Annotated in this window: 24 protein-coding genes and 1 pseudogene; 11 read left to right on the top strand and 14 right to left on the bottom strand. The window is 62.3% G+C overall.

The features are described from left to right. Window positions 1-681: 681 nt before the first annotated feature. The 9 genes from argJ to CH249_RS13750 all read right to left on the bottom strand — a co-directional run bounded on the left by argJ (window position 682) and on the right by CH249_RS13750 (window position 10,156). The gene (argJ, locus tag CH249_RS13790; protein ID WP_032365003.1) at window positions 682-1,842 is read right to left on the bottom strand and encodes a bifunctional glutamate N-acetyltransferase/amino-acid acetyltransferase ArgJ; all 1,161 of its coding nucleotides are present in this window, start codon (window positions 1,840-1,842) and stop codon (window positions 682-684) included. A 32-nt stretch (window positions 1,843-1,874) separates the two neighbouring features. Then, on the bottom strand, window positions 1,875-3,341 hold the full coding sequence (locus CH249_RS13785; protein ID WP_032365002.1) for a class I adenylate-forming enzyme family protein: 1,467 nt from the start codon (window positions 3,339-3,341) through the stop codon (window positions 1,875-1,877). Continuing rightward, on the bottom strand, window positions 3,334-4,077 hold the full coding sequence (locus tag CH249_RS13780; protein ID WP_015586125.1) for a TauD/TfdA family dioxygenase: 744 nt from the start codon (window positions 4,075-4,077) through the stop codon (window positions 3,334-3,336). Before CH249_RS13780 ends, CH249_RS13785 begins: the two co-directional genes overlap by 8 nt. Beyond that, the gene (locus CH249_RS13775; protein ID WP_033188359.1) at window positions 4,074-5,129 is read right to left on the bottom strand and encodes an asparagine synthase C-terminal domain-containing protein; all 1,056 of its coding nucleotides are present in this window, start codon (window positions 5,127-5,129) and stop codon (window positions 4,074-4,076) included. The genes CH249_RS13780 and CH249_RS13775 overlap by 4 nt, the downstream gene beginning before the upstream one ends. A gap of 101 nt (window positions 5,130-5,230) precedes the next feature. Beyond that, the gene (locus tag CH249_RS13770; RefSeq protein WP_052047791.1) at window positions 5,231-6,055 is read right to left on the bottom strand and encodes an enoyl-CoA hydratase/isomerase family protein; all 825 of its coding nucleotides are present in this window, start codon (window positions 6,053-6,055) and stop codon (window positions 5,231-5,233) included. After that, complete coding sequence (locus CH249_RS13765; protein WP_032364999.1) at window positions 6,052-6,630, bottom strand: formyltransferase family protein; 579 nt, start codon at window positions 6,628-6,630, stop codon at window positions 6,052-6,054. The genes CH249_RS13770 and CH249_RS13765 overlap by 4 nt, the downstream gene beginning before the upstream one ends. Next, entirely contained in the window at window positions 6,627-7,814 is a 1,188-nt protein-coding gene (locus CH249_RS13760; protein WP_015586121.1) for an argininosuccinate synthase, read from the bottom strand. Before CH249_RS13760 ends, CH249_RS13765 begins: the two co-directional genes overlap by 4 nt. Next, the gene (gene argH, locus CH249_RS13755; protein WP_052047792.1) at window positions 7,811-9,328 is read right to left on the bottom strand and encodes an argininosuccinate lyase; all 1,518 of its coding nucleotides are present in this window, start codon (window positions 9,326-9,328) and stop codon (window positions 7,811-7,813) included. The genes CH249_RS13760 and argH overlap by 4 nt, the downstream gene beginning before the upstream one ends. A 204-nt stretch (window positions 9,329-9,532) precedes the next feature. Beyond that, window positions 9,533-10,156, bottom strand: a complete 624-nt coding sequence (locus tag CH249_RS13750; protein WP_032364998.1) for a LysE family translocator — start codon at window positions 10,154-10,156, stop codon at window positions 9,533-9,535. Between the two features lie 75 nt (window positions 10,157-10,231). Here CH249_RS13750 and CH249_RS13745 point away from each other — a divergent pair, with 75 nt between their 5' ends. Further along, on the top strand, window positions 10,232-11,194 hold the full coding sequence (locus CH249_RS13745; protein ID WP_015586118.1) for a LysR family transcriptional regulator ArgP: 963 nt from the start codon (window positions 10,232-10,234) through the stop codon (window positions 11,192-11,194). A gap of 322 nt (window positions 11,195-11,516) precedes the next feature. Here the strand turns inward: CH249_RS13745 and CH249_RS13740 are convergent, their stop codons facing one another. Then, window positions 11,517-12,155: a TetR/AcrR family transcriptional regulator gene (locus CH249_RS13740; protein WP_015586117.1), complete on the bottom strand. Its 639-nt coding sequence runs from the start codon at window positions 12,153-12,155 to the stop codon at window positions 11,517-11,519. A 98-nt stretch (window positions 12,156-12,253) separates the two neighbouring features. Between CH249_RS13740 and CH249_RS13735 the strand changes: the two genes are divergently transcribed. The 7 genes from CH249_RS13735 (at window position 12,254) to CH249_RS13705 (ending at window position 21,833) form a co-directional block, all read left to right on the top strand. Next, the gene (locus CH249_RS13735) at window positions 12,254-14,455 is read left to right on the top strand and encodes an MMPL family transporter (protein ID WP_052069823.1); all 2,202 of its coding nucleotides are present in this window, start codon (window positions 12,254-12,256) and stop codon (window positions 14,453-14,455) included. A 55-nt stretch (window positions 14,456-14,510) separates the two neighbouring features. Beyond that, the gene (locus CH249_RS13730) at window positions 14,511-15,593 is read left to right on the top strand and encodes an alpha/beta hydrolase (protein ID WP_015586115.1); all 1,083 of its coding nucleotides are present in this window, start codon (window positions 14,511-14,513) and stop codon (window positions 15,591-15,593) included. 271 nt (window positions 15,594-15,864) lie between these two features. Beyond that, complete coding sequence (locus CH249_RS13725; RefSeq protein ID WP_015586114.1) at window positions 15,865-16,836, top strand: ScbA/BarX family gamma-butyrolactone biosynthesis protein; 972 nt, start codon at window positions 15,865-15,867, stop codon at window positions 16,834-16,836. 2 nt (window positions 16,837-16,838) lie between these two features. Next, on the top strand, window positions 16,839-17,540 hold the full coding sequence (locus CH249_RS13720) for an HAD family phosphatase (protein WP_052047793.1): 702 nt from the start codon (window positions 16,839-16,841) through the stop codon (window positions 17,538-17,540). Continuing rightward, complete coding sequence (locus tag CH249_RS13715; protein ID WP_015586112.1) at window positions 17,537-19,180, top strand: MFS transporter; 1,644 nt, start codon at window positions 17,537-17,539, stop codon at window positions 19,178-19,180. Before CH249_RS13720 ends, CH249_RS13715 begins: the two co-directional genes overlap by 4 nt. Next, window positions 19,177-20,838, top strand: a complete 1,662-nt coding sequence (locus tag CH249_RS13710) for an FAD-dependent monooxygenase (RefSeq protein WP_015586111.1) — start codon at window positions 19,177-19,179, stop codon at window positions 20,836-20,838. The genes CH249_RS13715 and CH249_RS13710 overlap by 4 nt, the downstream gene beginning before the upstream one ends. Continuing rightward, window positions 20,835-21,833, top strand: coding sequence for an aldo/keto reductase (locus tag CH249_RS13705; RefSeq protein WP_015586110.1), 999 nt, complete (start codon window positions 20,835-20,837; stop codon window positions 21,831-21,833). Before CH249_RS13710 ends, CH249_RS13705 begins: the two co-directional genes overlap by 4 nt. Window positions 21,834-22,675: 842 nt before the next feature. Here the strand turns inward: CH249_RS13705 and CH249_RS13695 are convergent. Both CH249_RS13695 and CH249_RS27890 read right to left on the bottom strand, forming a co-directional pair. Further along, the gene (locus tag CH249_RS13695) at window positions 22,676-23,143 is read right to left on the bottom strand and encodes a hypothetical protein (RefSeq protein ID WP_139278538.1); all 468 of its coding nucleotides are present in this window, start codon (window positions 23,141-23,143) and stop codon (window positions 22,676-22,678) included. 101 nt (window positions 23,144-23,244) lie between these two features. After that, entirely contained in the window at window positions 23,245-23,409 is a 165-nt protein-coding gene (locus CH249_RS27890) for a hypothetical protein (RefSeq protein ID WP_155289035.1), read from the bottom strand. 307 nt (window positions 23,410-23,716) lie between these two features. On the opposite strand from CH249_RS27890, the gene CH249_RS28430 reads away from it, so the two are divergent. Both CH249_RS28430 and CH249_RS28425 read left to right on the top strand, forming a co-directional pair. Beyond that, on the top strand, window positions 23,717-24,340 hold the full coding sequence (locus tag CH249_RS28430; protein WP_230591901.1) for a hypothetical protein: 624 nt from the start codon (window positions 23,717-23,719) through the stop codon (window positions 24,338-24,340). A gap of 38 nt (window positions 24,341-24,378) precedes the next feature. After that, window positions 24,379-24,744 carry an Lsr2 family protein gene (locus CH249_RS28425; protein WP_015586104.1) on the top strand — a complete coding sequence of 122 codons (366 nt, stop codon included), beginning with the start codon at window positions 24,379-24,381 and terminating at the stop codon, window positions 24,742-24,744. 351 nt (window positions 24,745-25,095) lie between these two features. Here the strand turns inward: CH249_RS28425 and CH249_RS28420 are convergent, their stop codons facing one another. After that, window positions 25,096-25,431, bottom strand: a complete 336-nt coding sequence (locus tag CH249_RS28420) for a hypothetical protein (protein WP_230596322.1) — start codon at window positions 25,429-25,431, stop codon at window positions 25,096-25,098. Between the two features lie 75 nt (window positions 25,432-25,506). Continuing rightward, window positions 25,507-25,725 (bottom strand): annotated as a pseudogene (locus CH249_RS28745) (TetR family transcriptional regulator); the annotation flags it as partial. A gap of 311 nt (window positions 25,726-26,036) precedes the next feature. Between CH249_RS28745 and CH249_RS13680 the strand changes: the two are divergent. Further along, window positions 26,037-26,558 (top strand): hypothetical protein, encoded by a 522-nt coding sequence (locus tag CH249_RS13680; RefSeq protein WP_015586102.1) that lies wholly within the window; start codon window positions 26,037-26,039, stop codon window positions 26,556-26,558. Window positions 26,559-26,584: the final 26 nt, after the last annotated feature.

Here is a 26,584-nt window from a genome sequence, read left to right as displayed (position 1 = left end):
GGCACAACGCGAAGACCTCGACCCGAGGCGGCGTCGAAGTCTTCTCTTGAGCCCACCCTCTGCCGTAACGTGACTACCGCTAAACAGCTGGCACGGGTTACAGTCATTGTATAACTGTAATCGCTATAGTATAGGCCAATGCCTCCACTCTTCAGCGATATTTGGACGCCGTTCTGCGACAGAATTACTTCGCCCGATAAGACGTATTGAATCCTCACGGAGAATCGTGGATCGGCTTCGAGATCAACCTGTCGACGAGTAATTTCTCCTGGTCCGCACCGAATCGACGCTAAGCTGTCCCCATCGACTATTCGCGCAGTGAGTCGTGTCATACACTGTCGTTCAGGCGCGTGACACGCGGTTCCGTACACGGTGTACAGCTCGTGACTACGCTCTTCGCTAGATGCGTGGTCGGAAGTTTTGATCAGAGTTGTGGCATTGCGGTCGTTATGGGCATTGTCTCGGAACCTTTTTGAAGGTTCTCTATCGGTTGCAGCCATTTTCGCCCCCCGGCGCGAATCGTGTTCGGTCTTTAATTTGCTCATGTCCAGAGTCCGGCAGAACCGGCAACATCAACGGCCACAGGCGACGTGCTGTAACGGCTTCGACAGGTCGAGGCGTCGAGGCCGGATGCCCACTCCACGTTACTGCGGCCTGTTGGTGAAGTGATTGGAGTGATCTCTATGTGGTGTAGTCCGCGTTTATTCGAATGTATTCATCGGTGAGGTCGCAACCGAACACTCTCCAGGTGTCGGTGCCGATTCCGAGGTCTACGTTGATCTCGACGGTGGCAGTTGCAAGGTGTTCACGAACCACCTCGACGGTGTCGTGCTGGTCGAGTGACGAGCTCGGATACACATCGATGTCCGCGAATGCGACTCGGATTCTGTCGGGTTCTATGTCCACCTCGTTGCTACATTTTCCGATAGCCATGAGAACTCGACCCCAGTTGGGGTCTTCACCGTGGATCATCGTCTTGACCAAGGGAGAGTTGATGATCGACTTCCCGACCACGCGCGCTTGGCGCTCGCTCGATGCACCCGAGACCGTAGTGACGATCAGCTTGGTCGCACCTTCGCCGTCGCTGGCAATCATTTTCACCAGATCCGTGCACACTTCCTCGAGAGCCTGCTCGAACTCGGTATCGGGTACCGGGCCGGCGGCACCATTGGCGAAGACCGCCGCTGTGTCGCTGGTGGAGGTGTCGGTGTCGATCGAGACCGAGTTGTAGGTGCGGTCGACAACGTCACGAAAGATTCGGTTGAGCGTGTCCTGGGGGACGTCGGCGTCGGTGAAGACAAACGACAGCATGGTCGCCATGTCCGGTTCTATCATCCCGACGCCCTTCGCGATTCCAACGATGGTGCTGGTGCCGACGGCTCGTTCGGAGACCTTGGCGCGGGTGTCGGTGGTCATGATCGCTCGGGCCACCGCGTGCGCGTCGAGTGGTGTTCCCTGGCCGAGCCCGTCGAGTCCGGCGCGGATGGTGTCCATCGGATATTGCACTCCGATGACTCCGGTGGAGGCCATTATCAGGGCATCGGGTTCGATTCCTACGGTTCGTGCGACGGATGCGCGTATCTCGCTGGCGTTGCGGAGCCCTTCCGCGCCGGTCGCGACGTTGGCGTTCTTCGCCAACACGAGGACCCCGCGCGGACTGGTCTGCTCGATCGAGGTCTTGCTCAAGGTGACGCAGGGGCCCGCGAACAGTGACTTCGTGAAAACGACCGACGAGGTGCACGGCCTGTCGGAGATGACCATGGAGAAGTCGTCTTTACCTTCGTCTGCCAGTCCTAAATGGGTTGTCCAGCAGTGAAACCCTTGTGGGGACGCGGCGCTCATGTCTGCCCTTTCTGATCCGTGTGATGTCGAACTCAGGACGCTCTGCACCATGCCAGCAATGCGCGCCGGTCGGGCTTGCCGACAGACGTTTTCGGCCAGTCGGACATCAGAGTGATCTTTCCGATGAGACCGCAGCTGTTCATCACTTCGGTGACGCGAAGGTGGATTCGTCCGAGGTCTGCCCCGGTGGGTGCCAGGCGGCACAGTACTGTCGTCGGTGTGTCTGCTCCTGTGGCCGTTGGGGCGAAGACGACGACCTCGTCGACCTCGTCGAGTGCGGTGATCTCGTCGACCAGGACGCCTGCCGAACAGAGTTGACCGTGGTTGTTTGTCCATACGTCATCGATGCGGCCCAGGACGTTGATGGCACCGTTGTCGTGGACCATCACCGCGTCCCCGCTTCGATACCAGCCGTCCGTGAATGCGCTCTGTGTACGGTCCGGGTGTCCCCAGTAGCCTTCGGCTCGGTGCGCTCGGCGGAATTCGGGCTCGCCCACTCGATAGGTATCTGCGTCGATTCCGTGGATGGGGCGCACTCGCATCTCCACCCCGGGTAGGGGCCGCAGTTCGGCCGCGCTCTGCAACTGTGGCCGCAGATCTGCGCACATGATGCCGCACTCGGTGGCCCCGTAGAGCCTGCGTAGGTGGACCCCGCACCGCTGGTGGATCAGTCGCGCAGTGGTCGGCGTCAGGAGAGCCCCGCCCGTCAGTGCGGTGGTCAGGTGTTCACCCATTCGCTCCGATGCCGCCGGTGACGCTGCGATCGCGTCGTAGTGCGAGGGAAGGGCGCTCATATAGGTACCGTTCCAGTCGCAAATCGCTCTCGCGTGGGCAGAGGCCGGGAGACCGGCGTCGAGGTGCACCGTGGGTGCTCCCGAGAGCAAGCCCGCGAGAACGTGAACGTCCATCCCGTGCGCGAAATCGAGGGGGTGGATGTTGATGATCACATCGTCGGCTGTCAGACCGAGCTGCTGGCACCAGTCGGTGCGGTCGGCGAACAGCGATTCCTCGGTCCAGTACACCCATTTCGGCTCACCACTCGATCCGGATGTTTCGAGGATTCTTCCTCGCACGGTGTCGTGCTCGGTCACGTCGCATTGACGCGTTGGGTTGCAGTATCGGAGCTTTCGGGTTGCTGCATCGAACACGGAGGCCAGTTCGGGCAGGTCGGGGTCGATGTCGTGGTCGGTAATGGCGTGCCAGCGGCGGCCCAGTGCGCTCAGTCGGTCCCATGCTGGATGCCGCGTCCGGCTCGCCAGGTGCACGCCGCCGGCGGCCATCGTTCCCAGTAGTGCTGCAACGAAGTCTGCGGCCCCGGGGTGATGATCGACGACGACCACGTCGCCTTCGTCGATCACCGGTGCCAGTGCATCACGCCATGCCATCGCCGCGGCCGACAGCTCCCCGAACGTCGTATGGCGTCGTCCCTGGTGAAGTGCGTCCTGATCCTGTTGGGGCATGCTGTTCAGTGCGGCGAGGAACCCTCGCGCGTCAGACATTGATCTGTCCTCGGAACAAGTGTCTGACGCTGCCCGGTTCGATCGTTGTCCGCCCGTGCAGAACCTGTTCGTTGTCGAGGACGAGAAGATCACCCGGGGCCCAGTCGTGCGAGTAGAAGCTGGTACTGCCCCGCAGGTAGGAGTCGAGCCGTGCGAAGACGGCCCGGCTGTCTTCTTCGGTCGAGCCCGCCAGACGGACCGACCATCCTGCGGGGGTGGTCCGTTCCTCGGTGAACGGGAGTGCCACGTTCAACCGCGTTGTCCCCGTTGCTGATCGCACTGCAGGTGGAATCGACAGCCAGCGGTGCGCGACGTCGGGAAAGTGGGATTGGTCGGTGACGTAGTACTCCCAATCCACGTCGGTCACCGTGCTCAGGTCCGGTGGGAGTGTTGCATCGAGTAGATCCGATTGCAGACAGAGTTCTGTGCGTCCGGATCCTGTGGGCTGATCGACTGCATTGCAATACAGCGCAATGTATTTGGGACAGGTCCCGACAAGTGTGCCGTCGGTGTGCAGAGGCAGGGCACTGCGCCCGGTGACGACGCGGTCCGGTAGCGGGCTTGCGTCGAGATCGAGCAGACCTGCGCTTCCGGTGCCGAACCGATGTGTGGCGAGAGTCCCGAGCCCCTGCACGAAGACCTCGAAGTCGCTTCTGCCGAAGTCGACGTCGCCGACCAGAGCGAATCCATCCCGGGTGGCCACTGCCGCGAGATCTCCGGGATCGGTGGCCGTCACCGCTGCTCACCGCCGACCGCAACATCGTGGTTTCCCAGAGGGACCTCATCGAGGGTCTGTGCCCGGATTTGGGCACAGACGGCAGCCAGTTGTTCTCCGAGCGCGCCGTCCAACCCTGCTGACAAACCCGCCCCTTGGTGGATTGCGACTTTTCTCCCGAACGCAGTCTCACGGGGCAGTTGGTAGGCCGCGAGCTCGCGGAGGTAGTACTTTTCGATGCCGTCGACGGTCTTCAGCTGAGCGGGGACACTCTGTTGAAGGTGCAGTAGAGCAGGACTCCAGTACGGGTGGTACATGCGCGGCCCTGGGGTGAATTGGCCGGTCACCATCATTCCTGATGCGCTGGCGTCGTCGATACGTTCGTTCAGATCGCCGGCGACTGCGCCCATACCGAAATCGCTTCCGGCGTTGAGCAGATCGCTGCCGAGTCCGGTCACGAGGTCGGCACCACATGCTCGCGCCAACTCGAAGGCCACTGTCACCAGCAGATGCACGGTGATGACTTCTGCATCATCGGATTGAGTGTGCTGCATGCACGGGTAGATCGCCGCTGTCGATTCCTGTGCGGTGACGTCGATGACGTCGAGCGGCAGACCGACGTGGCGCGCTGTTCGAGAGGCACCGTCGATTTCGTCACCCCAGGGTGTGCGGAGGGTCAGTGCACGGACGTCGGCACCGGCCCTCCACAAGTAGGAGGCGAGGAGTCCGGAGTCGACACCACCGGAGAGCAGTAAGCGAATGGGACGACCCGACGATGCGATTTCCGTTGCTGCAGTGCGTAATCCATGGTCGAGCCACCCCATGGCCTGTTCGAGCGAACACCCTGGGACACCGCCCGACGGCGACGATCGGGGGACAGCGCGGTGCACCGACAACTCTCCGTCGGCGGAGCAGACCAGAGTCGTCCCGGGGCGAAGTGCCGTGGTGGTTCCTGCGCGGTGACCGACACTCGCGGCGGTCGCCGCGAATTGCGCTCCCACCGCCCATGTCCGTGCATCATCGGTGCGGGAGAGAAAGACTCGGCATTCGCCGTGCAGCGGCGTCGTGATCATGACTGTTCCGTCGTTGCGGTTCAGAACGGGGCCGGTATGTCCGCCAACACGGCGGATGCGGCCGCTGTGCGAAAAGACGACCCACCCATGATCGGTTGGGGTCATGGGTTGTCTCCGACAATTGTGCGCATCTTCTGTTGGGCCGCATCGCCTGCAGCGAACCCCGCTCGGTGGCCGGCTATTGCTGCAATACGGGCTCGTTCCATGTCGAGCAGCAGATCGTGGTTGACGAACGCCTTGGTGCGGGCAAACGGCACCGATTGGTACTCGGCCAGTGCCTGTGCTCGGGTGCATCCTGCAGCGAGCGGGTCACTATGGGCTGCAACGAGTTCATCGAGGAGGCCGTCGGAGAGTGCGGTGGTACCGAGCCATCGATCGCACCCGATGATCATTCGATTCGCCACGGCAGGCCCTACTCGGCGTTGCAGGAGCGGAGCTCCGAGTATGCAGGAGATACCCAACTTGAGCTCGGGCATACGGAGGTCCGACGTCGACGTTCCGATGCGCCAGTCGGCGCACAGTGCCAACTGAAGACCGATGCCGATGCAGTATTTGTCGATGACTGCCACGGTCGGTTTCGAGATCGACAGAACTGCTCGATACATGTCCACGCAGGCGTCGATCCATCGGTTGACCTCGGAGCCTCCCGTGAAGTCCTTGACTTCGTTGAAGTCACCGCCGACACCGAAGGATCGACCGTCTCCCCCGTACAGAACCAGCCCCTCGACATCCGGGGTGTCCCCTAGCTGCCAGACCAACTCGGTGATGCCGCGCATCTTGTCTGTGGAGAACGTGTTGTGTCCTTCACCGTCGAATTCGATGATCGCCAAGGGGCCGTTGCGAACTGCAGTACCGCCATGGGCTTCGGGCGACCTGGGCCGATCGTGGGGCTCGTGGGTGGCGGAGGGTGAGTGCAGTGTTCTCACGCTTCGACCAGCTCCCCACGCTTTCGGCGGTCTGCGTCGAGGGCGCGGCGTGTGTAGAGACGTTGTCCCCATTGTTCGCTGTGATCGGCGCTGATAGCGGTGCCGTTGCATATTGTGGTGACGATTCGATGGAATTGAGCCAGTGCGGCGGCGGCGGTGCGTTCGCTCAAGCTCGTCTCGGATTCGCCTGGGACGATGTCGAATCGGTCGACTGCGATGATCGGACCGCCATCTACCTTCGGGGTGATGATGTGGCAGGTGGCCCCGAATTGCGTCTGGTTGTCGTCGATCGCGTAGCGATATCCGCCGATCCCTCGGTAGTTCGGGGTCGCCGGGTGGAAGTTCACGGCCAGTTCCCGCACTCGATCGAGTGTGGCCTCGGACAGGATGAAGTCCGATTTGAAGGACAGAAGCAGGTCGCACCCGTGCCACTGATCGAACGATCGAGTTACTGGATCGCCGTAGTCCCAGGCAAACCAGTCGACGTCGGCGAATCTGCGGCGGAGAAAGTCGTGGGCGAGTTCGCCCCACCGTGATCCGTCGGAGATGAGCAGAACAGAGCGGGTGTCTTTCATCGAGTGACAACTCCTTCGGTGAGTGGGAGAGCCCAGCAGTACGCGAATCCGGCACCTGCTTCGTGTAGAAAGGTGTCTGCCTCTTCGTAATCGGCCAGAGCCGAGCTGTATCGGCCGTATTTCGGGGACGTCCGGCCGATGCATCGAGCGGAGCCCTTGTACAGCTCGACGGTCACTGTGCCCGTCACGCGGTGAGCCAGACGGGCGCAGTAAGCATCGAGTGCTGCACGCAGATCGGTGAACCAGTAGCCGTAGTAGACCAACTCTGCGTACTGGTCGGCGATGGACCGCTTGTGGTGGAGCGTCTCTCGGTCCAGTACGAGTGCTTCGAGATCGGTTCGTGCAGCGAGAAGAACTGTTGCAGCGGGTGCTTCGTAGATTCCGCGGCTCTTGAATCCGACGATGCGGCTCTCGAGAATTTCGGTACGCCCGATACCGTTCGCGGCCGCTGTGTCCCCGAGTTCGCTGACCAGGTCGATCAGGTCGAGCTTGCGGCCGTCGAGAGCGACGGGGATGCCTGCTTCGAACTCGATCGTGATCGTTGTTGGACGATCCGGTGCCTGCACCGGCGCGGTCGTGATCTGCCATGCATCGGGCGGTGGAGCGTGGTCGATGAGGTCGAGATCCCCGCACTCGATGCTGGTGCCCCAGATATTGGTGTCGATGCTGTACGGCGTCGTCTTGCTGACACCCACATCGATACCGTGACGATCGGCGTAGGCAATTTCGCTACCGCGGGAGGTCATTTCCCAATCGATGACAGGTGCGAGGATGTCGAGCTCGGGAGCCAACGCCCGCACGGAGGTGTAGAACCGGACCTGATCGTTTCCCTTGCCCGTGGCACCGTGAGCGACTGCGGATGCACCGCGTTCGCGAGCGATGCTGACCAGCCGCTCGGCGATCAACGGTCGAGACAACGGTGCAGCCAGAAGATATTTTCCCTCGTATGCAGCGCCGGCGGCGAGAGCCGGGATTGCATAGTCGTGGAGGAACAGGTCTCGGACGTCTTCGACGATAACTTCCGACGCGCCGGCCGCGGTTGCGCGCTTCGAGACGGCCTCGAGGTCCTCGATTTGGCCGAGGTTCGCGCAGTACGCGATGACCTCGGTCTGATAGCGCTCTTTGAGCCAGTGCACGGCAACGGATGTGTCCAATCCGCCGGAATATGCCAGGACGATGCTCATACCCCGACCTCCATCGCGAGTTCGGGCACGCTCACGCCGCCGACGACGGATCGCGCTGCTCGTAGGCATTCCGCCTTCGCCTCCCAGAGGCGGGTTCTGGCTTGCCGGATTTCGGCGAGTCTGTCGGTCACGTCGGCCAGGCCTTGCTCCTGCTGTTCGGAGACCCGCGTCGGTCCGGTGGATCCGGCAGAGATGTAGCTGCGCAGTGTGTGGAGCGGATCGCATATCTGCTTCATGTCGACCTCACTGATGTCGATGTCGTGTTCCTCGCGGAGGAAAGTGGTGGTGAACGCGACGTTGCGCAGGGTGTGACCGGCTGCGAGGGCGGCGTTGACGAGGTCACCGGTGATGCGGTGGGCTGTGCGGAAAGGAACGTCGAACCGAGAGACCAAGATGTTGGCGATCTCTGTCGCGGTCGAGAAGTTGTCCCAGCACAGGGCTCTGCCGCGAGCACCGTCGAACGCGGTGTGCAGGTTCTGGCGTCGGCACAGGCGAATGGTGTCGAGGTACGTATCGAGGGCGCCCCAGTAAACCGGTTTGTCCTCCTGCAGGTCGCAGCTGTACCCGAGACCGACCGACTTCTCCATCACCAGCAGTTGCACCAGCGCACCCACCGCGCGACCGGACTTCCCTCGCGCCAGTTCTGCAACCACCGGATTCTTCTTCTGCGGCATGATCGAGCTACCGGTCGCGAACGAATCGTGCACTTCGGCGAGAGCGTATTCGTTCGAGCTCCAGGTGACGATCTCTTCCTGCATGCGAGATAGATTCACAGCACCGCTGGCAGCTGCGCCCGCTACTTCGACTGTCCAGTCCCTCGTCGACGTCGCATCGAGCGCATTGACCATCGGTGCATCGAACCCGAGAAGCCGGGAGGTGTAATCGCGGTCCAGGGCGAATGTAGTTCCGGCGAGCGCACACGCGCCGAGCGGATTGATGTTGATGCGCTTCCAGGCATCCATCAGTCGGGAGGCATCACGCAGCAAGGCCTGTGCGTGCGCAGCCTTCCAAAATGCTACCGAAATCGGTTGCGCTGCCTGCGAATGCGTGTAGCCGGGTAGAACTGCTTCTCGTTCCGACTCGGGGCACCCGAGCAGATCCTGCACGAACATGAGCAGTTCTTCGCTGGCATCGAGCAGCCACTCGCGGGTGACCATGCGTGCGTCGGTCTGCACCTGATCGTTTCGGGACCGTGCGGTGTGCATGCGGCCGCCGACGGGTCCGATCCGTTCGATGAGCATGAATTCGGTGTTGAGGTGCACATCTTCTTGTCGGACGTCGAGCTGCAATCCACCGTCGGCTCGGCTGCTCTCCATGTCGAGCAGCCCAGCGAGAAGCGCTTTGGTGTCGGGTTCGGTGTTGATTCCCGCGCGACCGAGCATCAGAACATGAGCGATGTTCTGCCACAGGTCGTGTTCGAGCATTCTGCTGTCTACCGATGCTGTCTCTGTGTAGCGAAGTACATCGTCGGTGATATCGGTGGAGAATCTTCCACCCCAGAGCTTTTCGCTCATTGATCGGTACCCCTCTGTGTGCGTGATGGTTCGGTTTCGGTACAGGAAAGTTCGGGTTAGGGCACGGCAAAGCCAAGACCTGGCGGGATTGGACGGCCCGGGGCGCGGACCCGGGCCAAGGCGTCGTTACACAATCAAGTCAGGTCGGGCTCGGGTCGAGTAGTTGAAAGAGCGAAGGGAGAAGGGCTCGGACGGCGGGGGTGTTTACTCGAAGGCCAGCCGGACGCCGAATCCCACCAGAACAACACCCAGTCCACGCTCGAGCCACGCCCCCAAGCGGCCCTTCTCCAAGAACCGGCGAGCGGACGAGGCAAGAAGTGCGTACGAGGACAGACATATCAGCGCCACCACGAACTCGATCGACATGAGCAGCATGGACCAAACGAAAACGTTCCCGTCGCGCGGAATGAACTGCGGCAGCACCGCCAGGTAGAACGCACCCATTTTCGGATTCAACAGGTCCGCGACGAAACCGGTCATGAACGCTCGCGACCACTTCGGCTGGTGCGCGTTGTAAGTCGCGGCATCGACGTCGGTGAAGCTGCCCTTGCGCTGCCAGATACTCTGAATTCCTAGAAACACCAGGTAGGCGGCACCTGCGATACGTACCGCGTCGAATGCCCCGGGGACGCTGGTGAGCAAGGACGCCAACCCCACGGCCGCAGCGATGCCCCAGGCCATCGACCCCGTCGCCGCACCCAAAGCTACGGCGATGCCGTGACGCACACCGCCGGTAAGCGAGTGCTTGACCGCCAACATGACGTCAGGACCTGGGATTATTCCGAAGACGATAGCGACGGGGAGATAGGCCAGAACGGGGTTGTTCACGGCAAGAACGGTACGACCGCTCCAGCATCGATGCACGTTTCCTAAGTATCGCTGATCTAGGTTTAGTATTTGTGGATGTACAACCACGATCAGCTCGCCACACTTGCCGCGATCTGCGATTCAGGGTCGTTCGAGGGAGCTGCAACGGCGTTGCACATCTCGTCTTCTGCAGTCAGCCAACGCATTACCGCGCTCGAACGAGCGTCGGGGGCCGCGCTGCTACAGCGAACCAGGCCGGTACTACCCACCAGAAACGGGCAAGCCCTGCTCCGACTCGCGCGGCAGATCGAAGTCCTCACCGTCGACGCCGACGCTGAGCTACGCGGCGGCTCAACGACAACGAATACTGCTGCACCGCTGCGCTTTTCACTTGCTATCAATGCCGATTCGGTCTCGACGTGGTTCCAACCGGTGATGAAAGCGATAGCCGTCGACCGACGGATACTGCTGGACCTCCACATCGAAGATCAGGACCATACAGACGCTCTACTGCGTCAAGGCGCGGTCATGGCCGCCGTGACGACCTCACGCACCGCAGCACCTGGCTGTACGGTCGAACCGCTCGGAGCCATGGTCTATTGGCCCGCGTGCGCACCCTCACTCATTCGCGACGCCGACTCCGACGGTTGCGATCCCAGCCGCCTCCCGATGCTGCGATTCGACAAAAAGGACGACCTGCAACACGCCTATCTACGCAAGATCAAGGCGCACCGTGAGCCCCCGATCCACTACCTCCCATCGAACCGCGAATTCCTGACTGCAGCTCGACTCGGACTCGGGTGGGGCGTGCTACCGGAAGGACAAATCGCACGCGACCTCGCCGACGGGACACTCGTTCACCTCGACCCCGACCACAACGTCACCATTCCCCTGTATTGGCAACGATGGCACCTGCCATCCGAAACCCTCGACAGAATCACAGGCTGGGTACGCGATGCTGCACATAACGCATTGATCGACACACCCAAAGAACGAAAAACAGCGAACCGTCCCCCAGGTCATGCGGTGACCGGCGCGGCAACACCGGAACCTGCGTGAGTCCGGCGGTCATCGGTCCAGCTGTGACGGCTAATTGCACACCCTGATTGGACCAAAGTTGCGGCGATGCACGCCGGTCGCATGGTCCGCCGCCGGGTGCGCGCCTAAGGTCGCCGATCGCTGACCGAGCATACGACGCGGGGCGTTGAGCCTCGACCGAATGCTCCACCACGCATCGAAGTATCGATCGGCGCGGATCCCATAGTGTACGAAAAGCAGTGATTGCTGGCAGCACAACTGAAAAACGTCAAAACAGCTACTGCTGCAGCTTTTTTCAGACTGGGAGTACGCACGGCCTGCGGCGGCGCGGGTCTCTGTTCCGTCAGGGTGAGGCGAGTGCCTCGGACAGGTAACGAATCAGTGCCGCCTTGAGCTCGGTCACGAGCTGGTCCTTCTTGTTAGTTTTTTCTGCGGCGATGACGGGCATCATTCCGCGGGTGATCTGCAAGGCCACCAGCGCGTGGAGGTCGATGCGTTCGCTGGACAGGGTCGGTGCGAGTGCGGCCAAGGTCTGGGCGACCCTCTGGGAGAGTTCGCTCTGCAATGGTACGACTGCGGTATACAGGGCAGGCTGGGTATCTGCTCGCGAGAACAGTTGCAGGAAAGCCGGATTGGCCGCATTGAAGGCGACCATATTGTCGACGGCCCGGTCGATGAACTGCGGTAGAGATTCCACGAAGCCGTCCGGTCGCGGATCGACCGCGGCCGATTGGGCGTCGGTCAACTCCACGACGTAGCGTTCCGCCAATGCTGCGGCGATGTCTTCCTTGTTTCTGAAGAACTGGTACAGCGAACCCGGTGACATGCCCGATTTGCTGGCGATAGCGTTCGTGGTCGCTGCGTCGAACCCGACTTCTCCGAACAACTCCTCCGCACCGTCGAGGATCGCAGCGATGCGCTTGAGTCCGCGATCCTGACGCTTGGGTGCAGGAGAGGTAGTTGGCGTCGAGGTATTCGGCATGTGAACTCCAGGCTTTCCGGTAGACAAGACGAGCTTTCGCTCGTATTCTCGCAAATCACGAGCAATCGCTCGTATCCACGGTAGCAGGGGGACCCGCGATGCCCACCCGATTCGCCACAACTCGACCCGGCCTCACCCTCGTAGTGGCCGGCGTCCTCTTCCTCGTGCTCGCAGCAGTCGCTGCCGGTGCGATGAATGCACTGTCCCTGAACAGGTTCGAGGCGACCAACGCCCCGTCTGCGGCAGCCGAGGCGCTGCTCAACGACACCTTTCAGACCGGCACACCCAACATCACCATCCTCGTCACCGCGAAGACCGGCGACGTCGACAGCTCGGCCGTCGCCGCGGACGGGTTACGTCTGACCGAGTTCGTCGACACCTTCCCCGGCATCGACGACACATGGTCCTACTGGACCGAAGAGGTTCCGACCCTCGCCGCCGGGGACGGCAGCTCGGCGCTGATCCAGGCGTGGGCACCGGGCGACGCCACCGAAATCCGGCAACAGGTCCTTCCCGCTCTCGACGAGGCACTCAGCCGGTCGGCTACCTCGAACATCGACATCGCTCTCGGCGGCAGCGACGAGGTGTTCCGCTCCGTCGCAGAACAATCCAGGACCGACTTTCTCCGAGCAGAGCTGATCATCGCCCCGCTGGTGATCGCACTGTTGTGGGCCGTCCTACGGCGGCTCCGTCTCGCCGCAGTGGTCTTCGCAACCGGACTGTTCTCCGTCGTCGGCACCCTGGCCATCATGCGCGTGGTGGCAGCCTTCACCGAAGTATCGACCTTCGCGGCGAACATCGCGCTGGTGATGGGCATTGCACTCGGCGTCGATTACGGACTGTTCCTGATCTACCGCTTCCGAGAGGAAGCCCGCCGCACCGCTGACCTGACGTTGGCCGTGCAGCGAGCAGCGCAGGCAGCCGGACGCACCATCATGTTCTCCGGCGCCACCGTCGCCGCGTCACTGGCCGTTCTGCTGGTCTTCCCGTTCCCGTTCCTGGCCTCGTTCGCCTACGCCGGGATAGCCGTCGTCGCCACCGCCGTGCTCGCCGCTACGGTCGTACTCCCGGCCGCATTGGTGCTGCTCGGGCACCGCGCCTTACGGCGCAAGGAACCGGACACCGACGGAAGTACCGTGTGGCGGCGGATCACCGTGGCCACGACCGGCCGACCTGCAGTGTTCGCGATCGCCGGTGTGGTGATCTTGATACTGCTCGGAGCGCCGGTACTAGGCGTTCGGTTCGGCGCACCGGACGATCGCATCCTGCCGCAGTCGGTTCCGGTCCGCGCCCTGTACGACACCATCCGCGACGACTACGCCAGCGAGGATGCAGACGCAATTCTGCTCGTCGCACCGACCATCGCACCGGACGGCCTCGCTCGGTACGCCTCCGATCTCGCAGCACTGCCCCAGGTGCTACGAGTGGACAGCGCACTGGGCACCGTCGAACCCGACAGGGCGCTCACTGCTCCACCGAACGGCGCCGTCCGTTTCACTCCCGACACCGCAGGCAGCTACCTCTCGGTGGTACCGACTCGCGAATCACTGGACGACAGAGCCGGATTCGTCTCCGCGGTACGGTCGGTGGAGCCTCCCGGCCAGGTACTCGTCGGCGGCTCACCCGCGATGCTCGACGACTACACCGACGGCGTCACCGCCCGGCTCCCGCTCGTGGCCGTGCTCATTGCACTGATCACCTTCGCCATTCTGTTCGTGATGACCGGATCGATCATCGCCCCCATCAAAGCCACCATTCTGAATCTGCTGTCACTGACGGTCATGTTCGGTGTCCTGGTGTGGGGTTTTCAGAACGGCAATCTTGCTGGGCTGCTGGGTTTCACCCCTACCGGTGCCATCGAGCCGAGCATCCCCATCCTGATGTTCTGCATCGCCTACGGCCTGTCGATGGACTACGAAGTCTTCCTGCTCTCGCGCATCAAAGAAGAATTCGACCGTACCGGAGACAATCGCCAATCCATCATCGATGGCATCTCACGCTCCGCACCCGTCGTCACCGCAGCAGCTCTCATCCTGGCCGCATCCTTCGCCACCTACGCCACTTCCGGGGTGACCTTCCTTCAGCAACTCGGAATCGGCATGGCACTGGCGGTCCTGATCGACGCCACCGTCATCCGAGCGATCCTCGTCCCCTCCATCATGGCCCTGACCGGCCGCTGGAACTGGTGGGCACCGCGCCCACTGGCACGCCTGCACCAGCTCATCGGCATCACCGATGCTCCACGCGTCGATACACCTGGTACCGAAGTCGACCCTGGAAGACCCAAAACCCCTGTATGAGCACTGCACTCGCACGCTCCCAGCCACCACATCCCCGCCCCGATCGGAGTACCCCATGCTCGACAGCCGCCATCACCCCCTCTCACGGCTCCTCGCCGCGATTGCGATAACCGTCGCGTCGACCGCCATCTTTCTCGGTGGAACGGCCATCGCCTCCGCGCAGCCGACCCGATCGGACGTGATCGACGTACCGGTGTCCTTCACAGTCCGCAACACCAACGACACAGCCGTCCCGTGCACCGCCGACGGCGGAACCTACACCATCCGTGGCCATCTCACCGCTCCCGCAGAGGGTTTCGGCAACGCCATCACCCTCTACGAACACGGCATCGCAGCCGGCGAATGGTACTGGCGTCTTCCAGTCGAGGGATACCACCACACCTACGAAATGGCCGCTCGCGGACAGACCTCACTGACGATCGACAGACTCGGATACGACACGAGCGACGCTCCGGCAGGCGGGGCCATGTGCGTGGGGTCCCAAGCAACGATGGCCCATCAGATCGTCCAAGCGCTGCGTACCGGCACCTATCAATGGGATGCATCCGGAACGGCCCCCACCTTCGGGCACATCACCCTCGCCGGCCAGTCGAACGGCGGGCAGATCGTCCAGATCGAGGCCTACACCTTCGACGACGTCGACGCTCTCGTCGTCATGGACTGGGCCGATCGCGGACTGACACCCGAGGCCTACGTCAGATTCTTCGCCGCCACACCACGCTGCCTCACCGGAGGCTCGGCATCGGAAAACAATCCCGCCGCCAAGGGCTACACCTTTTACGACCAAGGAACCACTGAATTCGTGACAGGAAACTATGCCGATACCGAACAACAAGTAATCGATACAGCAGCGCCCTATCAGAACCAACACCCGTGCGGCGACATGCTTTCACAAGGCCCCGGAATTCTTCTCGACCTGGCCAAAATGTCGAGCATAGACATTCCAGTTCTCGGCCTCTACGGACAGGACGACGCACGCGTGCAATTCGGTGACGAACATATTGCATCGTTCACCGGAACATCGGACAGAAAGGCGATCACGATTCCTCACGCAGGCCATTACATGGGCCACGCACGGAACGCCGCCATCGTCTTCGACTCGCTCGACCAGTGGCTCGACGCCCGACAACCCCACTGACCGCATCAGATCGGCATCAAATAGCTGAACGCACTATTGCGAGCCTGTGCACTTAACCGTGTGCACAGGCTCACAATAGTGCTCGAATTACTGGCGGTATATCTGCGCTCGAACTGAAATTATATTGTTACGGGAATCACTTTCCGAACATTTGGAATTAACGTGAAAAGAATTGACTTATCGAAAACGTGGCGCTGTACTTGAAACCACGTACCGATCGGTGCGTTTCGCACAAAGCAGAAAATCTGCGACCACCTTCCTGGGGGAAGAAATGACTGTCACCACACCACCGTTCGATATCGCCAGTGAACTGACATTCGATCGCACTGTGCCGCGAAGCCTCGTCCACCGCGCAGCTGTCAGCGAGGTCTTCCTCACCGACGCTGCTGCGACGGGCGAGAACCGATTCGTCGTCGCCGCGCAGCTACCGCGAGGGCATGCCCTCTACAGCGACCGACTCGACGACCGGTACGACCCCATGATCCTCGTGGAGGCATGCAGGCAGGCCTCGATCCTGATCAGTCACCAGTTCTACGGAGTACCCAAGGACTGGGCGTTCGTCTTCCGCAAGGCCTCGGTGTCGGTGACCGACCTCGCTGCCCTCCAGGTCGGGGAAACACCGGGCCGGTTGGTCATCCGAGTCGAATTCGAGAAGCGGTTCCACGTCGAGGGGTACCTGACCGGGGCAGTCGGTAGGTACCAGACCGTTCTCGACGGCGTGCCTGTCGGCGAATTCGTCGGATCCCTGAGCTTCATGCCCAAGCAGATGTTCGCCGAGATGCGCGCGGCCGGGCGGGCAGCGAAGAACACCCCCGATCAGCCGTATACCTCTGCCGCCGTTCCGCTTCCGCCTGCACGCGTTGCCCGGCGGGACTCGAAGAACGTCGTCATCGCCTCCACCGGCACCGAACACCCCGACACGACGTACGAGGTCGTCGTCGACAACAACCACCCGTCGCTCTCCGATCACAAGGTCGACCACGTCTCGGGGATGCTCTTGACCGAAGCGTGCAGGCAGGCATCGGTGTGCGCCGTCCTCGACACCCACTCACTGCCGGAATCGTCGGTCGGTTCCCCGGTGCGCTACGACATCCAGTTCCTCGACTTCGCCGAACACGAGCTTCCTGTCTACTGCCGCTTGATCGACACCGCACCCACCGAGTCCGGGACTGGGATCGTCGCATCTTTCGAACTCGTCCAGGGTGACGTCGTCATCGTCCGCTCGCAGGTCGAGGTGGGATGACGATGTCCGACAACAGTATCGACACCGGTCCCCTCGTTCTCGTCGTCGACTACGGCGGCGTCCTGACCAACCCCATCGCCGACACCATCGCGGCGTTCACCGAGTACATGTCCGTGCAACCGGAGGACCTGATGGGTGCCCTGTTCACCGCGCACGATGACCCGGACGAAACGATCATGGCCCCGCTCGAACGCGGCGAAATCACCGAAGCGGCCTTCCTCGACCGAGTCGGATCGGCACTGGAAACCATGACCGGACGCGCTATCGACCTGTCACAGTTCCGGCCGGCATGGTTCTCCGGCCGGGTCCCCAACTCGGAACTTCTCGACTACTTGCACACGCTGAAATCCGAAGGACGAACTCTGGGACTGTTGACCAACAACGTCCGAGAATGGGAACCCGAGTGGCGAGGAATCGTCCCCACAGGCCTGTTCAGCGTCGAGGTCGTCTCCGCGAACGAAGGTGTCCGCAAACCCGAACCCGAAATCTACCGCCGGACGACCGAACGACTCGGCGTCCCTGCCGCTCGATGCCTGTTCGTCGACGACGACCTACGCAATTGCCAAGCCGCCCGAGCGCACGGAATGCAGATACATCACTTCACCGACACCGCGGGAGCCATCGAGGCAATCGACGCCTGGTTCGGACGCCAGCAGCCGGCCGCGCAACCCACCGCGGACGCGCTCCTCGAGGAGTCCGCATGAGCACCCCCGAACCGCTGCAGTCGGCCCCCGAACGCTGGTGGACGCTGACAGCGGTCTGCCTCGGAACATTCATGCTGTTCTTGGACCTCACCGTCGTCAACGTCGCACTGCCCGCGATACAACGAGACCTCTCGGCCAGCTTCGAGCAGTTGCAATGGGTGATCGACGCCTACGCCCTGGCACTGGCCGCGTTTCTGCTCACCGCCGGCTCGATCGCGGACAGACTGGGCCGCACCCGGATCTTCGCCGTCGGCGCGCTGGCCTTCACCCTCGCGTCCGTGGCTTGCGGTCTCGCTGGGTCAGCAACTCTGCTCAACGCAGCACGTGGAGTTCAAGGCCTCGGCGCGGCCATCATGTACGCCGTCGGCCCAGCGATGATCGCAGCGACGTTCCACGGCCGCCAACGAGGAACCGCCTTCGGCATCTTCGGGGCCACCTCGGGCATCGCCATCGCTGCGGGACCGTTGATCGGAGGCATCCTCACCGAAGTGGACTGGCGATGGGTGTTCTACCTCAATATCCCTGTGGGACTGATCATTCTGGCCGTCGTCGCTCTGAAAGTCCGGGACCACCAGACATCGACCGCGCGCCGCGGTCTCGACCCCCTCGGTCTGGCACTGTTCTCCGCAGGTCTGTTCGCGTTGATCTTTGCAATCATCCGGGCACCCGTCGTGGGATGGACCGACCCACGTACCGCGGTAGCGTTGGCGGTCGGTGTGCTCGCCCTCCTCGGCTTCGCTGTGGTCGAGCGCCGCGTCCGCAATCCCATGCTCGACATGGTCCTGTTCGGAAACCGTTCCTTCAACGGCCTGTCCGCGGCAACGTTTGCGATCAACTTCGCCGTCACGGCCACCATCTTGTTCTCGGTGCTGTGGATGCAAGGCGTGCTGGGCTACTCGGCTATCGAGACCGGATTGAGGTTCCTGCCGCTTACCGGCGTCCTGCTGATATCCGGTGCCGTGGGCGGAATACTGAGCGCCCGGATCTCGACATCGATTCTGATCGGAATCTCGCTGTTGTGCACAGGAATCGGGTTTCTGTTGTTTCGATTCGCGGACGTCGGTGACAGCTGGACGGCGTTGTTACCGGGGTTTGTGATCGCGGGACTCGGTATGGGACTACACAATCCACCCCGTGCGAGCGCGGCAGTGGCTCTCGTTCGGGCCGAAGACTCAGGGATGGGAGCTGGGATCAACGAGACATTCCAGCAGGTCGGTGCGGCATTGGGCGTGGCGGTACTCGGAGCTTTGGCTCATCGCACCATCGAATCCGAACTCGACACCGCGTACGGATCCGCCCTGACTCCGGCCCAGCTCGACGCCACCGTCGACGCCGTGGCCTCCGGGGCCGTCGCGGCGCTGCAAGAGACCGGGCAGGACGTTGGGGTGGCAGCAGAAATCGCGTTCATCTCGGCGCTGCATCAGGTCACGACGATCGCGGGAATCGTCACCCTCATCGGTGCGATCGCGGCATTCACCCTCATCAGACGCAAGGACTTCCTCGTCGACCCCGCGGCAGCAGACCCGCACGCAGCGGCCTCTCCCCTACCCCGCGACGCGCCGTCCACCGGATACGAGGACGTGATCTCGGCCGAACAATCCAGCCTCGCCCCGCCTCGCCCGTCAGGAGTCCGGACATGACCGAGCACACCGTCCTCATCGTCGGCGCGGGCCCCACAGGTCTGACGCTTGCTTGCGAGCTCGCCCGCAGGAACGTCGACCACATGATTATCGACGGCAAGTCGGGGCCCTCGACCGAACCGAAAGCCCTCGTACTCTGGAGTGCCGCCCAGGAGAGCCTGCGCATCCTCGGTGTCGATCCCGCGGTATTCGATGCCGGCGTCACTCTCGACCGAGCGTCGTACTGGTCGAAAGGGTCACAGATCGGCCACGTCGACTTCACCGGCCTCGACCAGCCCGGCCTGCACAAACCCCTGTCCCTTCCGCAGCCCCTCGTCGAGGCAGCTCTCCTCGAGCTCTACCAGGCGCTGGGAGGTACGGTCCGCTGGCGGCACAAGTTCCTCGGTGCCCTCGATCCGGACCCTGCCGGGCCCAGCGACGGGGCGAGGGCGTCATTGGTCGGTCCGAGCGGAATCCGCTTCACCACAACAGCAGAGTGGATCGTGGGCACCGACGGTGCACACAGCACCGTGCGGAAAACAGCGGCCATCGACTTCGACGGCGACAGCTACGACGACGCTTTTCTGCTGGTGGACGGCACCCTAGAAACCGATGGGTCGGTCGGGGAGGCTCAGTACCATCTCCACCCGGACGGGGTGACGGTCGTCGTCCCGCTCCCAGGTGGTGGACACCGGGTATTTCTCGGACACCGTCAGTCCGCTTCCCCTGCGCTCATACCGCCGACTCAGATCACCGATCGCGCCAACATCATGCTCGGCCAACGCGGCCTCGGCCGCTTCCGGGTCAGTAATGTGCTTTGGCAGAGCGACTTTCGAGTACACCGGAGACTGTCCTCGCGCTACGTGTCGGGCCGATTCATCCTTGCCGGCGACGCTGCACATATTCACAGTCCTGCGGGAGGTCAAGGTATGAACACCGGAATACAGGACGCGGCGAATCTCGCGTGGAAACTTGCAGCAGTAGCGGTCGACGGAGCCGATGCAGCACTACTCGAAACATATGAACTCGAACGACGACCCGTCGCAGAATCGGTCGCCGCGATGACCGATCTTCAGACGAAACTGTGGACAACTCGTGCTGCCGTTTCGCGGTGGATCCGCGACCGAATCCTCGGAATCCTCTCGGCGACAGGGCTCCTCACCCGGCGTGTCGTTCCTCAACTGGCGCAGATCGATACGGCCTACGGCCCGTCAGTGGCCCGCGGGGGCGGGCGCGGTCGAACCATCTCGCCGGGCAAGTTCCTGCCCCCGCATCCCGTCCAGTTCGACGGAGAGGTCGACAAGTTGCTGCCCGACCTCCTCGATGACCGACGAGTCCTGGCGCTGGCCACCATCACCAGTATCGACGAACTCCGGGCCTTACATGCCATCCTCGACTCGTGGGGGTCGCGGCTGCACGTCGTGGTCGTGGTCCACTCCCCCACCACACTTCTGAGCGCAACTCCCACCGTGATCGACACCCACGAGATCGTTTCGAGCGAGCTCGGACAGGGCGGTGTCGCTGTCGTGCGTCCCGACCGCATAGTGGGCATGACCGGCTCGCTGCAGAACCCTGCAGCCATACGGACCTACCTCACCGCAGTGGCCGGACCCGCGGACACACAGGCAGTCGAACGCGGTCGACCCGAAACGAGCGCCTCCAAGGAGACAGCATCATGACCGACTTCCCACACGTGAACCTCGGAACAGGCCTCGAAGTATCCGCACTCGGATTCGGCGGCATGGCATTGACCTCGATGTACGGCGAATCCGACCCCGACCAAGCACTGAAGACCCTGCATCACGCCGTCAACCTCGGCATCGACTTCATCGACACCGCAGATGTGTACGGCCTCGGGACCAACGAGGAACTGATCGGCAGACTCCTCGCCGACCGTCGCGACGAGGTCACCGTCGCCACCAAATTCGGTATCGATACCTCCGTAACCGAACCCGGCCGCAGAAGCCGCGGAGACAGGGCTTACGTCCGCCAGTGCATCGACAACAGCCTGCGTCGCCTCGACGTGGACGTCGTCGACCTCTACTACCTTCACCGGGTCGACCCACACATCCCGATCGACGACACCATCGGAGCGATGGCCGAGCTCATCGCCGACGGAAAAGTCCGGCACATCGGAGTATCGGAAGTAACCGCCCCCGAACTAGAACGAGCGCACCGGACCCATCCGCTCGCCGCGGTCCAGTCCGAATGGAGCTTGTTCAGCCGCGACGTCGAGAACGCCATCGTCCCGACCGCAGCTCGACTCGGCATCGGATTCGTTCCCTACTCCCCACTGGGACGCGGAATGCTCACCGGAAAAGTGAAACAGGAACAGCTCGGCGACAACGACTTTCGGCGGTATCTACCCCGCTTTCAACTCGACGCATTCGAAACGAACACCGACGCCCTCGCCCCATTGACAGACATCGCGTCACAGCACGGATCCACGCCCGCCCAGATCGCATTGGCGTGGCTACGGGTGAAAGGTACACAGTTCGCGCTGCCCGTCGTTCCGATACCCGGCACTCGGAATGCGGATCGGGTCACCGAAAACGCGGGCTCGGTGCACATCGAACTCACCGCGGACCAGCTCGCCGTCCTCGACACCCTCGCCGACGCCGTCACCGGAACCCGAGCACCCGACATGAGTTGGGTATCAGCCGGCCGCGAATGACACGGGCACAACTGCACGGCACAGCCGCATTCCCGCCCCGTCGATCAGATCGACGGGCGGGAATTGTGCCGCCGGGAACCGGAGCGTCACTGCGCCGAAATGCCCGAATTGCGATGACTCCAACTACGGCCACGACGAAAGCGCCAGTGGCCCAGGGGATCCACGCGGGGTTGGCTCCCAACACGCTTCCCGTGGTCAACAGAAGAGTGACCCACACGGTTGCGGCGACGATATTCAACACCGCGAACCTCGAGAACGACAACGAGGAACCCGCAGCGAGACGTGGCCCCAAGGTCCTCGCGCCTCCGACGAAATGCGTGGTCACTGTCCCGACGCGCGCATCCCCCGAAAACAACTGACGTGCCCGAGCAAGCACCCTGTTGATCAGGCGCGCAAAGCGGCCTGCGCCGGCGATATCAGCGCGACACGATCCACGCCTGATGGACCGAAAGGCCAGCTGAGCCCCTGCTGTCGACGAAGCGATCAGGACGATCGCCGTCACGACGGGATCAAGTTCGCCCAGCCCCACGAGAGCACCGACCGCCAGAACCGTGCCAGTACCCGGGAGGAGAAACCCGACGAGCAAGCCGGATTCCACCAAGAGGATTGCGGCAGCCACGAGCAGAACCATCGGAGCACACCAGGAAGCGATTGAGGCTATGACATCGATGAACAGATCCATCAGATCCCCACGTCCAACGGTGACGGCCGCTGCCATCAAATACGAGTATTAACTCGTAGAATACCATTCGTCTGGATTCGCCGCCTGCGATAGCGTGACTACCGAGACAGAACTGCGGGGCTCAGGTGTGGCCCAGCGCAATAAGCGGCTGCTTCAACACCTACTCGCCTCTGAGCGTTGCCGACACCGATTCCCGTCCGCTTCTGCGGTCGAACGCCGCGAAGCAATCGGCGACAGCGTGCGCCCGATCCAGCGCCGAAGGAAATTCCGCGAGCTGCACATTCCACAATTCGCAGCACACCTCCAGCCGCGGAATGTTGGTTGCGGGGATCCCATGGGCACCGGCGGTCAACGCCGCGATATCTGCGGGCAGGTGGTGCCAACGCGACCGGACACCATGCCGGTGAAAGACCTTGCTCAAAAATGCCGCATGGATCTCCGGATCTGCGCCGCCGAGCGTGTTTCCAGCCAACACATCACTGAGCGCCGCGAGCTCCGTTCCAATGGTCAACGCGTCATGCTGCGCCTTTTCCACCAGCCGTCGACGGTGGTATCCGCTGAGCTGCAGGAATGTTGAATCCGCCCGTTCGAGCTGTGCCGATGTCAAAGGCAGCGCGAGATCCCACACCCTCCCGGATGCACCGTCGATCGCGGCGAGCTCGAAGGCCTCGTGAGCCTCGAACGACGGCCCCGTGGTGTGGACGTCAACAACGACGAGCTGCCGGCCCCTCATCCCCGCAACTCCCCCTGCCACACCGAATCGATACACGGCACACCCACGCCGGCAGTATCGACGTCGAATTCGGTCATCACCGCGGCGAACCTGTCCACGACGTGTCCTACGGCGTCCCCGCTTCCGTCGACGTTCACATCTCCACCGCTCTTGTCTCGCATGATCATTCACCCCCACCGATAGGCCAAGGCCCCTGTTGGCTGTCTCTGTCGATGCACACTAGCGTCAGGACCGGACACCACGAACAGCTCGAATTCTCATCCGCAGGCCAACGGGTCTGCCGTTCAAACGGTTGTCAGCCCTAACTACCAGTGACATCGCCCCCCAACACGAGGACCATCAGAAGCGGCCTGGCCGCAACGACCAGCTCAGCGGGTTCGCGGTTGCACCTCAGGTATCTCCACCCGTCGATTTGAGTCAAGGACGACGAGTTACAGCGGGGGCATGTGCCTGCTGCGACGAACACTCGTGGAGGTTCAGATGGGCGAAATAAAATGCCGACCGTTAATCCTGATCAGGGGGTTCGGCGGCGTCGATGTCGCTGATGATCAGCGTAGTGCGTATCAGGGATACAACGACGGCACGGTCTACCCCACCAAGCGTGGTGACAACTACATCTACGAGGGCTTCCTGCTCCGCGCACTGAAAGCGAAGAGGTACCGCTACACAGACGCGACCAACGTTGTGGGCTACTACGCGCAGAATGTCGAAGGACCCGCCGACACGGGCGAATACGACCCCTCTGATGTAGGCGGCAGCGTTGTCATCGATCCGCGCACGGCCGCGCGCGTTCTCAACGAGGCCACTTCCGGGACGATATGGGTGTACCGATTTTACGACCTCTCGCCGCGGACCCTGGCCCGATACGCGGAAGGGCTGGTCCGCCTCATTTCCCTGATCGAACGGTCGTCAGAACAGCACAACCAGACATTCGACGGCGTCGACGTCATCGCCCGACTAGTAACTTGGGCTTCATCGCCGACCACGAATGGAGCGCTGCCCATAATCGCACTCTCTCGATCCTGCATCCGAACCACGCGCGCCGCACCCACAGTTGTCACGACCACGCAGACCCGTTATACGCTCACTTAGCTGTCTTCCATACATTTTTGCGAGAGGGTTTCTTCACTGTGGCCAAGCTAGAAACGATTCAATTGGTCGACGACATCGACGGATCGGTCATCGACGACTCCGGTGAAACGATCGAGTTCGCGGTCCAGGGCGTCGAGTACGTGATCGACTTGAAAGCAAAGAACGCCAGCGAGTTTCACAGAAAGCTCGACTACTACATCAAGCACGCCGCGCGGGTTGGCGGACGCAAACGTAAACCCTTCCCCGCAACCGCGTCGACGCCTTCGACAGCCGGGACACCGGCCAAGCGTGACCCGGCGCAGACTCGCGCAATTCGGCAGTGGGCGGCGGACAACGGTCACGAGATCGGCGATCGAGGCCGCATCCCCACCGACATCGAAGAGGCGTACAACGCCGCACACTGACAGCCCAGGAAACTCACCTGGCACGTCATCGAACGCCGGATCACCGACGCGCTCCGAACGATGTTGGTCACCGGCTCGACTACCCGAAAGGGCGATTCGGATGTGCGCACGATCGGCTCTGCGATCAGCGGGTGCAGCGGCGATACCCAGTCTGCTGCCGACTGACGTAACAGGCCCAAGGCAAAGACCGCGTCCGGTGTCCGGGCGACCACCCCTGAAGGGCTCACACACATCTCTCGTACGCCGACACCGGTGCCCCACGACAACGTGAGCTGGCCCGGCTCGTCGCCCACTACCGGCCGCGGGTAACCGGCGGAGATCAAGGCTTCCCGGAGTCCCCGCCACCGCTGTTCATACCGCCACTGCACCGGCAGCCGCGATCACGGGCCCCGTCAACCGCAGGACGGTGTCGAGATCGCCGCCGTCACCGAAGCCCCCCGGCCCGGCGGTGGTCGTCACGCCGCACACGATGGCCATGACAGCATCGGCAGTGTCCACCGATATCGTCGGCAGCCTGCCGTTGCTGGTCAGAAGGGCCAGGACCGCGGCCCTGAGAGGGTGGTAGGTCGCGGCCCGTGCGACGTCCTCGTAGTGGAGGTCGGTCCACAACACCGCTGCTGCCCTCAGAGACCAATACCGTTTCGCATGAGTGAAGTAGCCGCCGAGCAAGTCCTGAACATCGGCCACAGTGTCTCCTGTAGACGGGCGATGCGCCCGGAGGAACTCGCATTGTCGAGCAGCCTGGTCGACCACTGCATGAACAACAGCGTCCTTCGATGGGAAGTGGAAGTACATGCCCCCTTTGGTCACCCCTGCAGCCTGTATCAGGTCGTTGACCGTGACGCCGCTTCCCCCACATGCGATGGTTCGAGCCGCACCGGTAATCAACGCGTCACGGGTCCGTTGCGCACGTTTCTGCGGAGGACGCGCGCGATGCTCGGCATTCTCCCGCTCCGAAACCTTCTGATCGGCAACCGTCATGTCACACTCTCTCCGGTCCATCGCCACATAGGACTGCCTTCTACTCCGATTCGCACGCGCGGATCCGACCATCTGTCGGCGACCGAAGCACTACCGTCCCTAGGCGAGGAATTTCGCCATTCCAAAGTCGATCGGCTCCAACAGTCCACGATTATGCCTGCGGAGGTGGACACTTCGAGCACCGGCAAATATTCGGGAGTCGGAACATCTGCTGCCGCGTGAGGCGCAATAGGTACGGAAAAATCTCTCCTTTTTCACCACTCACGTTGCGTCAACCGACCCCAAGTTCTGGATCCGAATACTGTTACGAAATGGATATCAGTGGTGTGGCCTCGATTATCGGAGCTCTCGGTATCGGATCCTTTGCGGGCCAGTACCTGATCGGCAGTCAGCAACGCCGTCAACTGCGTAGCGAGGTTCTCCGGCACTTGGCGAGCACCGAACGCACCCGATGGGCAGGGTCGTCGTCCACTGATCCGTCGTTTCAGCACTTCAAGGACAGTGTCCGCGAGCTTGAGACGGCCGCGATCATTGCACGGGTTCCGCGACGGCCACTGCGTTTGTACATCCAACTGGCCACTGTGGCGCGCCTGACGAGCGACGACGACGTAAAGCAGAAAGACGGTCAGGAAGAAGCCGGGGGAATCAACACTGCGCTGGGGCGATGTGTGCGCTTGTCAGCAGCGCAGCTCAGTCGACTGATGTGGTCGCCGTGGCTCGCCAGAGCAGGCATGAAGCGACGGGTAAACGCGATCGAACGAGAAGCTCAAGGCCTCGACGCTGAGGTCCTCGATGCGGTGGACAGGGCCAAGCAGTTTCACACCTACTACTGAAGCTGCAAAGGGGTTGGTAAACCCGA

This window comes from Rhodococcus sp. 05-2255-3B1, assembly GCF_002258545.1.
Lineage (GTDB): Bacteria > Actinomycetota > Actinomycetes > Mycobacteriales > Mycobacteriaceae > Rhodococcoides.
Note: the sequence above shows the minus strand (reverse complement) of the source record. Positions and strands in the feature narration are given on the sequence as shown.

Coding starts and splice junctions, on each gene's coding strand:
- CH249_RS13775 (WP_033188359.1), bottom strand. CDS start 5,129: ATGATCACGACGCCGCTGCACGGCGAATGCCGAGTCTTTCTCTCCCGC.
- CH249_RS13725 (WP_015586114.1), top strand. CDS start 15,865: ATGACTGTCACCACACCACCGTTCGATATCGCCAGTGAACTGACATTC.
- argH (WP_052047792.1), bottom strand. CDS start 9,328: ATGAGCGAAAAGCTCTGGGGTGGAAGATTCTCCACCGATATCACCGAC.
- CH249_RS13735 (WP_052069823.1), top strand. CDS start 12,254: ATGCCCACCCGATTCGCCACAACTCGACCCGGCCTCACCCTCGTAGTG.
- argJ (WP_032365003.1), bottom strand. CDS start 1,842: ATGAGCGCCGCGTCCCCACAAGGGTTTCACTGCTGGACAACCCATTTA.
- CH249_RS13710 (WP_015586111.1), top strand. CDS start 19,177: ATGACCGAGCACACCGTCCTCATCGTCGGCGCGGGCCCCACAGGTCTG.
- CH249_RS13715 (WP_015586112.1), top strand. CDS start 17,537: ATGAGCACCCCCGAACCGCTGCAGTCGGCCCCCGAACGCTGGTGGACG.
- CH249_RS13785 (WP_032365002.1), bottom strand. CDS start 3,341: ATGTCTGACGCGCGAGGGTTCCTCGCCGCACTGAACAGCATGCCCCAA.
- CH249_RS13760 (WP_015586121.1), bottom strand. CDS start 7,814: ATGAGCATCGTCCTGGCATATTCCGGCGGATTGGACACATCCGTTGCC.
- CH249_RS27890 (WP_155289035.1), bottom strand. CDS start 23,409: ATGCGAGACAAGAGCGGTGGAGATGTGAACGTCGACGGAAGCGGGGAC.
- CH249_RS13765 (WP_032364999.1), bottom strand. CDS start 6,630: ATGAAAGACACCCGCTCTGTTCTGCTCATCTCCGACGGATCACGGTGG.
- CH249_RS13740 (WP_015586117.1), bottom strand. CDS start 12,155: ATGCCGAATACCTCGACGCCAACTACCTCTCCTGCACCCAAGCGTCAG.
- CH249_RS13680 (WP_015586102.1), top strand. CDS start 26,037: ATGGATATCAGTGGTGTGGCCTCGATTATCGGAGCTCTCGGTATCGGA.
- CH249_RS13720 (WP_052047793.1), top strand. CDS start 16,839: ATGTCCGACAACAGTATCGACACCGGTCCCCTCGTTCTCGTCGTCGAC.
- CH249_RS13705 (WP_015586110.1), top strand. CDS start 20,835: ATGACCGACTTCCCACACGTGAACCTCGGAACAGGCCTCGAAGTATCC.
- CH249_RS13730 (WP_015586115.1), top strand. CDS start 14,511: ATGCTCGACAGCCGCCATCACCCCCTCTCACGGCTCCTCGCCGCGATT.
- CH249_RS13745 (WP_015586118.1), top strand. CDS start 10,232: ATGTACAACCACGATCAGCTCGCCACACTTGCCGCGATCTGCGATTCA.